Source organism: Streptomyces sp. NPDC018000 (assembly GCF_044328025.1).
GTDB lineage: Bacteria > Actinomycetota > Actinomycetes > Streptomycetales > Streptomycetaceae > Streptomyces.
The window spans coordinates 1-14,740 of sequence record NZ_JBIRGM010000043.1; the positions used below are offsets into that span (position 1 = coordinate 1).

Sequence of the window (14,740 nt, forward strand, 5' to 3'; positions counted from 1 at the left end):
CAACTCCGAACTGATCTACATGCTCGAGGTCGCCCTCCGCACCGCTGGAGCGGACACCGAATCACCCGGCGACGATTCGGCTCCTCCTGCCCCGCCACGCGGGAAGCCGGATTCCTCCCCGGCCTGAAGGCCGGGGCATCCTCCGGTTATCAGTGAGCCGTCGTCGTTGCCCCTGCGGAAGGTGCGCAGGGGGTGACCGGGGCGCCATACCTGGATGACCAGGGTGTCGCCGCCTTCGAGACCGGTGCGTACCACCTCGGTCGGCTCCACCCGGAAGAGGTGGAACGGCTCCGGCGGCTTCACCTCCTCGATGAAGCGGGCCAGCACGGCGGGGTCGGTCACCTCCACCGCGCGGCCGGAGATCCGGACGTCCCCGTCGGCCATCTCGGCGTCCGGCCCCGGATTGGCCTGCACCGCGAACCGTGGATCGCGCAGCAGGTCCAGCGCCTTGCGCGAGTTCGGCATCATGCCGAGGAACGGCTCACCCAGCCGGAAATCCACTTCGAGGCCGGTCACGCGCGGCGATCCATCCTTGCGCAGGGTCGCCAGGACGTGGTGCTTGTACTGCTGGAAGCGGGTCCGGACGGTGTCGGCGAAGGCCGGCTGCGCCGACTGGAACTCTCCCCAGGAACTCGATGTCATGCGGCCATGAAACCCTGGAATCCCGACATCTTCTGTCCGGATTCCCCGGCCAGCACCTGCTCATTCTCATCTGCTCGACGGGGTGACCACCAGCGTCCAACCCTGCGTCCGCAGCACCCCCGGCGATTCGCCCTGCGCCAACAACGCTTCGTAGCAGTCGAATTCGACGTCCTGGCCGTCGACCACCGCACCGTCCTCCAGCACGACGGCCAGGACCGCTCCGCCCCCCATTTGCCGGTCGGTCTTACGACCTCGCCCACGATTGGCAGTGCCGGATGTGCCCGGGGCGGCCGTGTTCGCTATCTTGATCGCCGCCGTCCCCACCGGCTGCTCGTGTCCGCCCACCGTGAAGGAGCCTGCCGTGGAGGCCGCGGTCACCACCTGTTATCGCCATCCATCGTACGAGACGTATGTGAGCTGTACCCGCTGTGAGCGGTTCATCTGCCCCGACTGCATGCGCGAGGCCGCTGTCGGCCACCACTGCGTGGAGTGCGTGAAGGAGGGACAGCGTTCGATCCGGCAGGCGCGCACGGTGTTCGGCGGTGCGGTGTCGAGGACCGCGGTGCCGCTCGTCACATATGTGCTGATGGGCCTGAACATCCTGGCGTATCTCGGCGAGTTGGTCCGTCCGGGGATCGTCGACCGGTTCGCGATGCTCGGTGCGGGGCTGACCGGCCCGGACGGAGGCCAGTACGTCTACGGGGCCGGGGAATTCCCCGGCTTCGATGTGATCGGTGTGGTGGACGGCGAGTGGTACCGGCTGCTGACCGGGACCTTCCTGCATCTCCCGCCGGGCGAGTCGTCCTTCGGCTCGCTGCCGTTCGGAGTGCTGCACATCCTCTTCAACATGTACGCGCTGTGGAATCTGGGCCGCGTCGTCGAGGAGCAGCTGGGCCGGGCCCGTTACCTCGCGGTGTATCTGCTGTCCGCGCTGGGCGGTTCGGTCCTGGTGTATCTGATCGCGCCGTCCGACATCACGGTGGGCGCCTCGGGTGCGATCTTCGGTCTCGGTGCGGCGTTCTACGTCATCAACCGTCGCCTCGGACGCGATATGCAGGCGGTGAACCGGTTCATGGCCGGGTTCCTGATCTGGATGCTGATCTCGGCCGGATTCACCTCGTGGCAGGGCCACTTGGGCGGGCTGCTGACGGGCGGCATCGTCACGCTCGCGTACGCGTACGCCCCGGCGAAGCGGCGCACCCTCGCGCAATCCGCCGCGTGCGGTGTGCTGCTGGTGGCGCTGGTCGCCCTGGTAGTCCTCAAGACGTCGCAGCTGACCGGCGGCGGAGCGGTTTGAGCGGTCCGCCGACGCCCCTCTACCGTGGGCCACTTCTGGAATGATGAGGCCGGGGACAAGAGGGCTGGGGGCACGCGTGGAGTGGGAACAGGGTGAGGCTGCGGCTGGACGGCGGCGCGCGCTGCTGATCGGCGTGAAGGACACCCCGTATCTGGCCAAGGACCCTGATCTCGCTGCCCGGTATCGCCCGCTCGACTTCGCCGAACGCGATGTGTCGCTGATCGCCACCGCGTTGAAGCAGTCCGACTACTCGGTCGTCGTGGAACACGAGGACACGGGTCTCAATCCGGTCTTCGGCAAGGTCTCCGGGTTCCTGGGCTCCTGCGAACCGGGCGACACGGCGTTCCTCTACGTCTCCTGCCACGGCGAGACCATCGACGGCAAGGACCATCTGGTCCTTGCCGACGCCCAGCCCGGGCCGGGGCTCCCGGACGGCAGCCTCGGCCTGCTCCCCGGCAGCCTTCTCCGGGCCGACGCGAGCGGGCTGCTGAGCTCTCTGCCTGCCGGGGTCACCGCCGTCGTCTGCCTCGACATCTGCCGTACGAACGGCGCGGCGGTGCCCGTGCGGACGGGAGGCGGGTGGAGTTCCGGCAGCCACGACGCCTACTGGCTGTACAGCTGTGGCGCCGGACAGCGGGCCTACGCGGATCAGGTGGAGGGCAGCTGGTTCGCCCGGGCACTGGCCGGTGCGCTGTCCTTCACGAACCCGCCCAGGACATTTCTCGACGTGGCCCGGCACACCGAGGCCGAGCTGCGCCGGATCGCGGACCAGCACCCGCAGGCCGAACCCCCGCGGGTCGAGACCCGGATGCCCATCCCGCCGTCCGGCGCCCAACAGTCCGACCCGGTCCTCTGCGAGGGTTCGCGGCAGACCCTGCACTGGGCCCGGACGATCCGCGAGTCCGGGCTCTGGAGTCACACCTCCGGCACCGAGGCCACCCATGACCGGGTCAAGGACAAGCTGACCGAGCTGGTGCACTGTGTGGTCGACAGCTGCGCGGGATCCGGTGCCCACCGCGACGACCCCTGGTCCGACCCGCTCTACCCGGCGCGCGTCGAGGCCAGGCTCACGTCCCTGGTGGCACGAGCGGAACTGCCGCGCGGAGAGCGGCTGACCCCCGCGGAGACGGCGTGTCTGCTGGCCGCGACCGTCGTCCACGAGGGTGTCGTCGCCATCGCCCTGGACGAACTGCGCGGACTCCTGCCCGACCGGTTCGACCCGGGGCCGCGCCACCTGACCGAGGTGGCAGGCGACCACCGGCGGCTGGTGCGTGACGCCGCCCGCGACGTCTGCCGCGCCCATTCCATGGTGCTGCGGACGACCGAGACGCTACGGGGACGCGGGCCCAGGCTCCGGGCCGCCACGACCGCCGCGGACCACTGGTTGCGCCACCGGTTCATCGCCGACTGGGACCGGCTGTGGGAACGAACCCGGGACTACGGCCTCGTCGACCGGCTCATCGGCATGACGGTCGCGGCCATCGAGGTGGCGGCGGACACCCCCGTCGCGGGGACGGTCACGGCGGAGACCAGGCAGGAGATCGACAGCAAGGTCCGCCAGGTCCTCGGACATCTCACGGTCAAACCCGGCCGGAGCCCCCGGATCAATCTGGACCACGCGGACGACACCTGGGACGAGAACTGGCGGCCGGTACGCGGCAACCGGTTGCGCGGGCTGCAACTGGCCCGGCTGCTGTGGACGGCGGGACTGCTCGCCGCGGACCCGCGCAGACTCTCCAGCGTGCTCGTCGACCACCTGGGCGCTCACGCCCCCCTGCTGCCCTCCGATGTCGTGAAGGCGCTCGGCACCGGCTTCGATTACGAGGAGGACGAGGGTCGCACCGCCGACACGTACGGTCTCACCGTCTGGTTCCGATGCCCGCACCCGGCCCTGCACGCCGCGGTGGAGGAACTCGTCCTCGATGCCGACGCCACCGTACGGGCGTTCCGCCGCGACGTCGGATCGCAGCCGCTGCTGCGCGGGCTGCCCGACCAGGTGACGGCGCAGCAGCTGCGAGCGCTGCCGGGGCGCTATCAGGAGCCGCTGGAACGGTTCCGCCTCGCGGAGGACGAGATCCGGCCCCTGCTGATGGGCACCCAGCTGTACGGGGACCGAATGCTGGCGGTCCGGGAGCTGTACCAGAACGCGCTGGACGCCTGCCGGTACCGCGACATGCGACGGCAGTACGGTCTCACCCGGACTCCGTGGGACGGCGAGATGACCGCCGCCCAGGGCTGGGAGGGCGAGATCACGTTCACTCAGGGCTGGGACGACGACCGTCCGTACATCGAGTGCCTGGACACGGGTGCGGGCATGACCCGCTCCAAGCTCACCTCGATGTTCGCGCGGGCCGGCAAGCGGTACGAGCAGGACCCCGACTTCGTCCTGGAACGACGCAACTGGCGGCGTCACGGCATTGCCGACCGGGCCTTGAACTCCCGCTTCGGCATAGGGGTGTTCAGTTACTTCATGCTCGCCGAGGAGGTCGTCGTCTGGACTCACGCGGTCGACTCCGTCGGGCGGCCGGGCAAGGAGAAGCCGTTGCGGGCGGACATCCAGTCCGGTTCCGGTCTGCTCCAGATCAACCGCTCGGACGACCCGCTGGTCCCGGCGAACGGCGGCACCCGGGTCCGCCTCTATCTGGCCGAGCCCCGCAAGGGGGAGAAACGTCCCTCCCTGGTGGAGACGTTGCGCTCGCTGCTGTGGGTGACGGAGCACCGGGTGACGGCGAAGGAGCTGACCGAGGACGGGGAGCCGGCCCGCAATCTCAGCTGGGAACCGGGCCGGCTGGCGCACCGGGACGGCTGGCACGGCAGCCCGCTCCCGGTCCGCGGGCGCGAAAACCCGGAGGTGTTCGCCTGGCTGGTGCAGGGACCGGGACAGTTACTGCTGGACGGCGTGGCCGTGCGGGACGCGCCGGCCATCGAGGGACGCGTGATCAACCTGCGCGAGCGGCACAGCCCGGTGCCCAGCGTGGACCGTAATCAACTGCTGTCGTACGACGAGGGCCTGGCACTGGAGGAGTTGCTGGAGGGAGTCGCGGACGCGGTGGCCGACAGCAAGGAAGTGTCGATGCGGTGGCTGTGGAAGCTGGCCGAAGACGCGCCCCGCGTCGCCGTCGCCGTACTCGACGGGCTGCCCCCGGGCGCTACGGCCGTGCTGAACTCCGAGGAGGGCGAGCGGCTGGTGTCGGGGAGGCTGCAGCTCGCCACGGCGGGTTGCTTCCCTTTCGACGAGGAGGCCGTGCGCAGCACCTACAGCAGCGCACAGCTCGATTCCGAACGTCCGCACGAGAACGCACTGTTCAGGGACTGGCAGTTCACCCGCCTGGGAATCCTCGCGTCTCAGGAACACTTCGCCCCGGCGGGCTACCCCACGCACAACAGTCTGGACGCCTTGCTCTTCCAGAGGGACGTGCCTCCACCGTGGGTGTCGGTGCTCCACGCCGCTGCGCAGGCCCAGGTGCCGGTGCGGGTGGCGTTGCGGGCCTTGCGCCGCTATGCCATTACGGGGATCACGGTCCCGGCCGTGGACGACCTGAGGCGGTTGGGGGACCGGGAGGTGGGACAGCCTGCCGCCGACCTCTACGTGGGCTATGCAGCCGTGGCACGGCAGTTGCATCCCTGGGCAACGGACATCGTCTCGATGTTCCGACGGCAATCCACGATGCTGCGCAGGTCGAAGCCGCCTGCGGTGCATGCCCCGATACTTGCGGTGTCAGCACTCCACGACCTCCCACTCGGCGCGGTGGTGGATCTGCTCAAGGAGCTGTCGCACCTCGACCCCACACTGCCGAAGCCTCCCGAACTCGACCCACTGCTCGCCCAGGAGCGCGTGACCGAGGACGAGGTCTGCCGTATCGCGATCGATGGGGACCTTCCTGCCACTCCCTGGATGCAGGCCCCGAGCTGGCTGCCGGGGGAAGTGGGGCCCGTCGACCTGCTGAGCCGCACGGAACCTCCGCTGACTCTCGACGTACTCGCCCGTCGTATCGAGCAGTTCACCGCTTTGGGATTCTCCCTCGTCCACACGCCCACCGCTGCCGCGCTCGAATGCGGTGCGCTCCCGCCCGACCAGCAGCTCCTGTTGTCAGCGGATTTCGACCGCACACCACCGTGGCGCGAGGGAGCGCTTCCGCTGCATCATCTGCTGCGGGCGACCTCGGAACTCGCAGCCCCTCTGGGAGAAGTGGCCCGACGGGTCAACGCCGCGACTCCGGTCACCGGTGCCCACGCCCCAGGCATCCCCGAAGAGGCGGCGGACTGGCTCGTTCCGTACCCGCTTCCCTTCTTGATGTTCGAAAGGCAGTCGGTATCGGCGCCATCCGCTCTGCGGCCATGGGAGCTGGTCGGCGCCTTTCTCCAGCGGGGCAGAGACCTGCCGGAACTCCGCAAGGCGATAGGCGCCCTGGATGCCTTGGGAGCGATCGACTGGAGAGGGACCGACAGGGTTGCCCTGGAGCGACAGGCAACCACCCGAGACAGTCTCCTGACCCCCTATCCGGCGACCAAAACCATTTCCAACTCCGATTACATCAGCGTCGGGGGCGACTTCGACGAGGACGGCGTCAGCCTGGCCTACGCACTGGCCCTTTCGGTCCAGCAGGGCAGCGATCTCGGGACGATGATGGATCTGCTGAACGAAGTACGCACGGATCTGCCTCTGAAGGTCGAACCACTCCCACCGAGCGCCCGTGGGCTGCGCGCCACCGCCGGCGACCTGCACAGCCTGCTTTCCGGACCGAACGACGTCGTACACGGTTTGGTTTCCGGAACGGACAACTCCCACGCCGCACGGTTCCGTGCCCAGCTGACCATTCCGGACCTGCTGAGGCATGCGGAGTACAGCCTCTGCTCGCTGGGAGCGTCCGTCAGCCGTCTGCGTACCTTCGCCCAGGTGGGCGCACCGACCCCGCCGGGCGACCCGGCCGAGCCGGGCGTGCCGGACCTGAACGACTTCACACCCGACCGGTTCGACCACGCCGCCTTCGACAAGGGTCTTCTCGGACCGGGCGTCCTCGGTCCGCTCGAACTCGTCCTGGTGGCAGGCAGGTTCGGTTGGGACCTCGGCCGGACGTACGCGCGCTACGCGCCCCTGCGCTGCCTGGGGCTGGACGTCACCGTGCGTGAACCCGACTCCCGCGAGGCGTCCCTGCTGCCGGACTGGCGCGATGTCCTCATCCTCACCTCCCAGCTCACCGGTCGCCTGCCGGCGCTGAGCGGCGAGGTCTCCCGGGACCACATCGCCCTGTGCGCGGAGGAGACGGATCTCGACGAGACCGAGGTCATCGGGCGCCTGCGACAGTACGCACCTCTCTTCGGCCTCGACCTGCCGTCTCCCGCCCCGACCGTCGAAGAGAGCCAGTGATCCCATGGAATACAACGCCACCGTCACCCGGCACGAAGTGCTCACCTTCACCTGGACGCTGCGTGAATCCGGCGGCCGCGCGCTTTACACGGCATCGGGCACCTGCATCCAGTGCGGCTGCCCGATGACACGGACCTTCCCCTCCGTCCAGCCGCCGGTCCCGAAGGGGGGCGGTTTCCTGGGCCGCCGCGAGGACCCGGGCCCGGGGACGTGGCGCACCACCTGCCGCTGCACGTCGCTCCACATGCCTCGGCCGGCGAACGAGCCGCAGGGCTGCGGGGCCCTGCTGACGCTCGCCCCGCCGCCCGTCGGGCTGGTCGCGCAGGCCGGGCCGACGCCATGACGGACTTCACCCCGCAGCAGGTGCGGGATGCCGAGCGCCGGCTGGACGCCCTCGCCGATCCGCACGAGCAGCTCCGGCTCGCCGTGCAACAGGCCGAGGGCTACCGCAACTTCCTGTCCTCGCTGACCGCGGTACTGACCGCGGTCTTCGTCCTCAAGGGACAGGAGAATCTCAGCAAGCTGGCCTCCGGCCCCCGATGGACGATCATCGCCTTGCTGATCACGGGTTTCGTGGCACTCGTCGCCGCGTCCTGGTTGAGCGTCGTCGCCGTGCACGACCGGCCCGGACGGGAGATCGTCGGTGAGCCGGAGCGGCTGCTGCGCGATGAGGTACGGCGTACGCACCGGATCTGGCGACTGGTCGAGTGGGCGCGATGGCTGGCACTGGCCGGCGTGCTCGGGGTGGCGGCGGCAGTGATCGTCACCTGGGTTGCGCCGGCCGTCTAGGGCGTGAGCGGACCGTGTCCGGATGTGCCACGGCGCCTGCCGGGATCGTCCGGTCGGGGACGGGCAGGCGCCGTGCTCAGTTCCGTACGCCGTTGTACGGGACATCCTGTGTGCCGTGATCAGACCGTCAGGGCACGGTCCGTCGGGCGGATCGGGGCCGGCAGGTCGCTGGCTCCGGTCAGGAAGCGGTCCACACCGCGCGCCGCGGAGCGGCCTTCGGCGATGGCCCACACGATGAGGGACTGGCCGCGGCCCGCGTCACCGGCGACGAAGACTCCGTCGACATTGGTGGCGTAGTCCGCGTCGCGCGCGACATTGCCGCGTTCGTCGAGCTCCAGGCCGAACTGCTGGACCAGGCCGTTGGACTGGTCGGTGCCGGTGAAGCCCATGGCCAGGGTGACCAGCTGTGCGGGGATCGTCCGCTCGGTGCCGGGCTTGTGCTCCAGCTTGCCGTCCTTGAACTCCACCTCGACCAGGTGCAGGGCCTGGACGTTGCCGTGCTCGTCGCCCTCGAAGTGAGTGGTGGAGACGGAGTAGACCCTCTCGCCGCCCTCCTCGTGCGCGGAGGTGACCTTGTAGAGCATCGGGAAGGTCGGCCAGGGCTGGTTGGCGTTACGGTCCTCGCCCGGCCGGGGCATGATCTCCAGCTGGGTGACGGAGAGCGCGCCCTGGCGGTGGGCCGTGCCGACGCAGTCGGCGCCGGTGTCGCCGCCGCCGATGACGACGACGTGCTTGCCCTCGGCGGTGATCGGGGAGACCGTCAGGTCGCCCTCCTGCACCTTGTTGGCGAGCGGCAGGTACTCCATGGCGAAGTGCACGCCGTTCAGCTCACGGCCCGGGACGGGCAGGTCGCGGGAGACGGTGGCACCGGCGGCGACGACGACCGCATCGTAGCGGCGGCGGAGCTTGGCGGCGTCGATGTCCTTGCCGATCTCCGTCTCCGTACGGAACTTGGTGCCTTCCGCGCGCATCTGCTCGATGCGGCGGTTGATGTGCGACTTCTCCATCTTGAACTCGGGGATGCCGTACCGGAGAAGGCCTCCGATGCGGTCCGCGCGCTCGAAGACGGCGACCGTGTGGCCGGCCCGGGTCAGCTGCTGGGCCGCGGCGAGACCCGCCGGGCCCGAGCCGATGACGGCGACGGTCTTGCCGGAGAGCCGGTCGGGCGGCTGCGGGGTGACGTCGCCGCTGTCCCACGCCTTGTCGATGACGGAGACTTCGACGTTCTTGATGGTGACGGCCGGCTGGTTGATGCCGAGCACACACGCCGACTCGCACGGGGCCGGGCAGAGCCGCCCGGTGAACTCCGGGAAGTTGTTCGTGGCGTGCAGGCGCTCGGACGCCGCCGTCCAGTCCTCGCGATAGGCGTAGTCGTTCCACTCGGGGATGAGGTTTCCGAGCGGGCAGCCGTTGTGGCAGAACGGGATGCCGCAGTCCATGCAGCGGCCGGCCTGCTTGCTGATGATCGGGAGCAGCGAGCCCGGAACGCAGACCTCGTTCCAGTCCTTGACGCGCTCGCCCACGGGGCGGGTCCTGGCGACCTCGCGCCCGGTGGTCAAAAAGCCCTTGGGGTCAGCCATTGGTCGCCGCCTCCATCATCTTCTCGGTGGTCTCCTGTTCGGAGAGACCGGCGAGCTCAGCGGCGTCCTTGGCGGCGAGCACTGCCTTGTACGTGGACGGGATGATCTTGCTGAAGCGGGCCACCGCGGTGTCCCACTCGGCAAGCAGCTTCTCTGCGACCGTGGAACCGGTCTCCTCCTGGTGGCGGCGCACCACATCGTGCAGCCACTGCCTGTCGGTGTCGGAGAGGGCCTCGATCGCGCCGAGGTTGCCGGCGTTGACGTTGTCGCGGTCCAGGTCGATGACGTATGCGACACCGCCCGACATTCCTGCGGCGAAGTTGCGTCCGGTCTCGCCGAGTACGACGGCGTGACCGCCGGTCATGTACTCGCAGCCGTGGTCGCCCACGCCTTCCGAGACGACCGTCGCTCCGGAGTTGCGGACGCAGAACCGCTCGCCGGTCCGGCCGCGCAGGAACAGTTCGCCGCCGGTGGCCCCGTAGGCGATGGTGTTGCCCGCGATGGTGGAGTACTCGGCGAGGTGGTCGGCGCCACGGTCCGGGCGGACGATGACGCGTCCGCCGGAGAGGCCCTTGCCGACGTAGTCGTTGGCGTCGCCCTCGAGTCGCAGCGTCACACCGCTCGGCACGAACGCGCCGAAGGACTGGCCGGCGGAGCCGGTGAACGTGATGTCGATGGTGTCCTGCGGCAGACCGGCGCCGCCGAACTTCTTCGTCACCTCGTGGCCGAGCATGGTGCCGACGGTCCGGTTGATGTTCCGGATCGCGATCCGGGCCCGGACTGGCTGGGCGGCCTCGGCGCTCTGGGCGCTCAGGGCGTCGGCGGCAAGCTTGATCAGCTCGTTGTCGAGGGCCTTGGCGAGACCGTGGTCCTGCTCGACCAGCTGGTGCCGGACGGCGCCTTCGGGCAGCTCGGGGACGTGGAACAGCGGCTCCAGGTCGAGGCCCTGCGCCTTCCAGTGCGTGATCGCACGGTCGGTGTCGAGCAGCTCGGCGTGGCCGACGGCCTCTTCGATCGTTCGGAAGCCCAGCTCGGCGAGGAGCTCGCGGACTTCCTGGGCGATGAACTCGAAGAAGTTGACGACGTGCTCGGCCTTGCCGGAGAACCGGCTCCGCAGGACCGGGTTCTGGGTGGCGATACCGACCGGGCAGGTGTCCAGGTGGCAGACGCGCATCATGACGCAGCCCGAGACGACGAGCGGCGCGGTCGCGAAACCGAACTCCTCGGCGCCCAGCAGCGCGGCGATGATGACGTCGCGGCCGGTCTTCAGCTGGCCGTCGGTCTGCACGACGATACGGTCGCGCAGGCCGTTGAGCAGCAGGGTCTGCTGGGTCTCGGCGAGGCCGAGCTCCCAGGGGCCACCCGCGTGCTTCAGCGAGGTGAGCGGGGAGGCGCCCGTTCCGCCGTCGTGGCCGGAGATCAGGACGACGTCCGCGTGTGCCTTGGAGACACCCGCGGCGACCGTGCCGACACCGACCTCGGAGACCAGCTTCACATGGATGCGGGCCGCCGGGTTGGCGTTCTTGAGGTCGTGGATCAGCTGGGCCAGGTCCTCGATGGAGTAGATGTCGTGGTGCGGCGGCGGCGAGATCAGGCCGACACCCGGGGTGGAGTGCCGGGTCCTGGCGACCCATGGGTAGACCTTGTGGCCGGGCAGCTGGCCGCCCTCGCCGGGCTTGGCGCCCTGCGCCATCTTGATCTGGATGTCGTCCGCGTTGACCAGGTACTCGCTGGTCACACCGAAGCGGCCGGAGGCGACCTGCTTGATGGACGAGCGGCGCGCCGGGTCGTAGAGCCGGTCGGCGTCCTCGCCGCCCTCACCGGTGTTGGACTTGCCGCCCAGCTGGTTCATGGCGATGGCGAGGGTCTCGTGCGCCTCGCGGGAGATCGAGCCGTACGACATGGCGCCGGTGGAGAAGCGCTTGACGATCTCGGAGACGGACTCGACCTCGTCGACCGGGATCGGCTCACGGTCGCTCTTGCCGTTCTCATGCGTCTTCAGGGCGAACAGACCACGGAGCGTCATCAGGCGCTCGGACTGCTCGTTCACCCGGTCCGTGTACTTCTCGAAGATGTCGTACCGCTTGCTGCGCGTGGCGTGCTGGAGGCGGAAGACCGTCTCCGGGTCGAACAGGTGGGGCTCGCCCTCGCGGCGCCACTGGTACTCGCCGCCGATCTCCAGCGCGCGGTGCGAGGCGGAGATGCCTGAGGCGGGGTAGCCCTTGGCGTGCCGGTCGGCGACCTCCTTGGCGACGACGTCGAGTCCGGCGCCGCCGATCTTGGTGGCGGTGCCGTTGAAGTACTTCGCGACGAAGCCCTCGTCCAGGCCGACGGCCTCGAAGACCTGGGCGCCGCGGTAGGAGGCGACCGTCGAGATGCCCATCTTGGACATGACCTTCAGGACGCCCTTGCCGAGCGCGTGGATCAGGTTGCGGATGGCCTTCTCGGGCTCGATGCCCTCGATGAACGTACCGGCGCGGACCAGGTCCTCGACGGACTCCATCGCCAGGTACGGGTTGACCGCGGCGGCGCCGTAACCGATCAGCAGCGCGACGTGGTGGACCTCGCGGACGTCTCCGGCCTCGACCAGCAGGCCCACCCGGGTGCGCTGCTTGGTGCGGATGAGGTGGTGGTGGACGGCCGAGGTGAGCAGCAGCGACGGGATCGGCGCGTGCTCGGCGTCGGAGTGCCGGTCGGACAGGACGACCAGACGGGCGCCGTCCTCTATGGCGGCGTCGACCTCGGTGCAGATCTGCTCGATCCGCGCCGCGAGGGCGTCGCCGCCGCCGCCGACCCGGTAGAGACCGGAGAGCGTGGCGGCCTTCATGCCCGGCATGTCGCCGTCGGCATTGATGTGTATCAGCTTGGCCAGCTCGTCGTTGTCGATCACCGGGAACGGCAGCGTGACGCTGCGGCACGACGCGGCGGTCGGCTCCAGCAGGTTGCCCTGCGGGCCGAGCGAGGAGCGCAGCGAGGTGACGAGCTCCTCGCGGATGGCGTCCAGCGGCGGGTTGGTGACCTGCGCGAACAGCTGGGTGAAGTAGTCGAAGAGCAGCCGGGGGCGCTCGGACAGGGCCGCGATCGGCGAGTCCGTGCCCATGGAGCCGAGCGGCTCGCCGGCGGTGCGGGCCATCGGCGCGAGGATGACGCGGAGCTCTTCCTCGGTGTAGCCGAAGGTCTGCTGGCGGCGGGTGACGGAGGCGTGCGTGTGCACGATGTGCTCCCGCTCGGGGAGGTCCTCCAGCTCGATCTCGCCGGCCTCCAGCCACTCCTCGTACGGCTGCTCGGCGGCGAGGGATGCCTTGATCTCGTCGTCCTCGATGATGCGGCGCTCGGCGGTGTCGACGAGGAACATCCTGCCGGGCTGCAGGCGGCCCTTGCGGACGACCTTCGCGGGGTCGATGTCCAGGACACCGACCTCGGAGGAGAGCACGACGAGGCCGTCGTCGGTGACCCAGTAGCGGCCGGGGCGCAGACCGTTGCGGTCCAGGACCGCGCCGACCTGGGTGCCGTCGGTGAAGGTGACGCAGGCCGGGCCGTCCCAGGGCTCCATCATCGTGGAGTGGTACTGGTAGAAGGCGCGACGGGCCGGGTCCATGGAGGTGTGGTTCTCCCACGCCTCCGGGACCATCATCAGCACCGAGTGGGGCAGCGAGCGGCCGCCGAGGTGGAGCAGCTCCAGGACCTCGTCGAAGGAGGCGGAGTCGGAGGCGTCCGGGGTGCAGACGGGGAAGATCCGGTCCAGCTGCGCAGCTCCGAAGAGGCCGGAGGCGAGCTGGGACTCGCGGGCCTTCATCCAGTTGCGGTTGCCCTTGACCGTGTTGATCTCGCCGTTGTGCGCGACGAATCGGTACGGGTGGGCGAGCGGCCAGCTCGGGAAGGTGTTCGTGGAGAAGCGCGAGTGCACCAGTGCGATGGCGGTGGCGAAGCGGCGGTCGGAGAGGTCCGGGAAGAACGGCTCCAGCTGTCCCGTGGTGAGCATGCCCTTGTAGACGATCGTGCGGGCGGAGAGCGAGGGGAAGTACACCCCGGTCTCCCGCTCGGCGCGCTTGCGCAGGACGAAGGCCTTGCGGTCGAGCGCGATACCGGTGCTCTCACCGTCCGCAACGAAGATCTGGCGGAACTCGGGCATGGTGGCGCGGGCGCCGTTACCGAGGATCTCCGGGGTGACCGGGACCTCGCGCCAGCCGAGGACCTTGAGTCCCTCCTCGGCGGAGATCTTCTCCAGCTTCCGGACGGCCTCGGTGGAGTCGGCCGCGGGCAGGAAGGCGATTCCGGCGGCGTAGGCACCGGCCTCGGGGAGGTCGAAGGCGACCTCGTCGCGGAGGAAGGCGTCCGGGACCTGGAGGAGGATTCCGGCGCCGTCGCCGGAGTCGGGCTCGGATCCCGTGGCACCGCGGTGTTCGAGGTTGCGCAGTACGGTCAGCGCCTGCTCGACCAGGTCATGGCTGGCCGCACCGGTCAAAGTGGCCACGAACCCGACGCCACAGGCGTCGTGCTCGTTACGGGGGTCGTACATCCCCTGCGGGGCGGGGCGACCGTCCATGGGCGACCAGGCGTCGGTACGCATCGGCTCTCCCGTCGTCGTCGTGGCATATGCAGTGCCGAGGGACGACGTTGGCCCTCTGCGAAATTTCGTGCAGGTACATAATGGGGCACTTCTCAGAAAGCGGATAGCTCGTTCCAACATGCGGACACCGTGCAAGGCGATGGGGTGAGTCGCGGTCGGAGAATCGGCACCCGAGGGGAATCACAGAGAGCAGGCGTCGTTGCCCGCGGTGTCTACGGCTCATGCCCGGCGGCAAAGGAAACGAAACCGCCAGGTAACAGCAAGTTATGCGGATGCCTGTATAGAGACTCACCTTACGACGGCGAAGCCGCCCGCCCGGAGGCCTGCGCCAAGACGCACGTCACACGGATGGCGGACAGGCCACGGAAACAAGACGGACCGGCAAATGGGGGAACGCCGCCCCCATTACCTTCTTGATCAGCCCCGCAATGGGGTTCCCGGCCTCTGGGACGGCATGACTGTTCCCCCCTGTAGTTCGCATGATCTGGGGGGTG

The 14,740-nt window shown here is 69.3% G+C and carries 7 protein-coding genes and 1 pseudogene; 4 read left to right on the plus strand and 4 right to left on the minus strand.

Annotated features, from left to right (window positions below; genetic code table 11):
- Positions 1–159 precede the first annotated feature (159 nt).
- Together ACH4EW_RS31915 and ACH4EW_RS31920 are read right to left on the minus strand one after the other, a co-directional pair.
- Positions 160–642 (minus strand): annotated as a pseudogene (locus tag ACH4EW_RS31915) (pyridoxamine 5'-phosphate oxidase family protein); the annotation flags it as partial.
- Between the two features lie 66 nt (positions 643–708).
- Entirely contained in the window at positions 709–873 is a 165-nt protein-coding gene (locus tag ACH4EW_RS31920; RefSeq protein WP_398262975.1) for a hypothetical protein, read from the minus strand.
- A gap of 130 nt (positions 874–1,003) precedes the next feature.
- On the opposite strand from ACH4EW_RS31920, the gene ACH4EW_RS31925 reads away from it, so the two are divergent.
- From ACH4EW_RS31925 to ACH4EW_RS31940, 4 genes are all read left to right on the plus strand, one after another.
- Positions 1,004–1,939 (plus strand): rhomboid family intramembrane serine protease, encoded by a 936-nt coding sequence (locus tag ACH4EW_RS31925; protein WP_398262977.1) that lies wholly within the window; start codon positions 1,004–1,006, stop codon positions 1,937–1,939.
- 76 nt (positions 1,940–2,015) lie between these two features.
- Positions 2,016–7,307: a caspase family protein gene (locus ACH4EW_RS31930; RefSeq protein ID WP_398262979.1), complete on the plus strand. Its 5,292-nt coding sequence runs from the start codon at positions 2,016–2,018 to the stop codon at positions 7,305–7,307.
- A gap of 4 nt (positions 7,308–7,311) precedes the next feature.
- Positions 7,312–7,650, plus strand: a complete 339-nt coding sequence (locus ACH4EW_RS31935; RefSeq protein WP_398262981.1) for a hypothetical protein — start codon at positions 7,312–7,314, stop codon at positions 7,648–7,650.
- A complete protein-coding gene (locus ACH4EW_RS31940; protein ID WP_398262983.1) occupies positions 7,647–8,096 on the plus strand; it encodes a hypothetical protein in 450 nt (149 codons plus the stop codon). Before ACH4EW_RS31935 ends, ACH4EW_RS31940 begins: the two co-directional genes overlap by 4 nt.
- A 119-nt stretch (positions 8,097–8,215) precedes the next feature.
- Here the strand turns inward: ACH4EW_RS31940 and ACH4EW_RS31945 are convergent, their stop codons facing one another.
- Positions 8,216–9,676, minus strand: a complete 1,461-nt coding sequence (locus ACH4EW_RS31945) for a glutamate synthase subunit beta (RefSeq protein WP_398262985.1) — start codon at positions 9,674–9,676, stop codon at positions 8,216–8,218.
- Positions 9,669–14,246, minus strand: a complete 4,578-nt coding sequence (gltB, locus tag ACH4EW_RS31950; protein ID WP_398262987.1) for a glutamate synthase large subunit — start codon at positions 14,244–14,246, stop codon at positions 9,669–9,671. The genes ACH4EW_RS31945 and gltB overlap by 8 nt, the downstream gene beginning before the upstream one ends.
- Positions 14,247–14,740 lie beyond the last annotated feature (494 nt).

Excerpts from the sequence above, each read along its gene's own strand:
- ACH4EW_RS31920 (WP_398262975.1), bottom strand. The coding sequence starts at position 873 with ATGGGGGGCGGAGCGGTCCTGGCCGTCGTGCTGGAGGACGGTGCGGTG.
- ACH4EW_RS31935 (WP_398262981.1), top strand. The coding sequence starts at position 7,312 with ATGGAATACAACGCCACCGTCACCCGGCACGAAGTGCTCACCTTCACC.
- ACH4EW_RS31940 (WP_398262983.1), top strand. The coding sequence starts at position 7,647 with ATGACGGACTTCACCCCGCAGCAGGTGCGGGATGCCGAGCGCCGGCTG.
- ACH4EW_RS31945 (WP_398262985.1), bottom strand. The coding sequence starts at position 9,676 with ATGGCTGACCCCAAGGGCTTTTTGACCACCGGGCGCGAGGTCGCCAGG.
- gltB (WP_398262987.1), bottom strand. The coding sequence starts at position 14,246 with ATGCGTACCGACGCCTGGTCGCCCATGGACGGTCGCCCCGCCCCGCAG.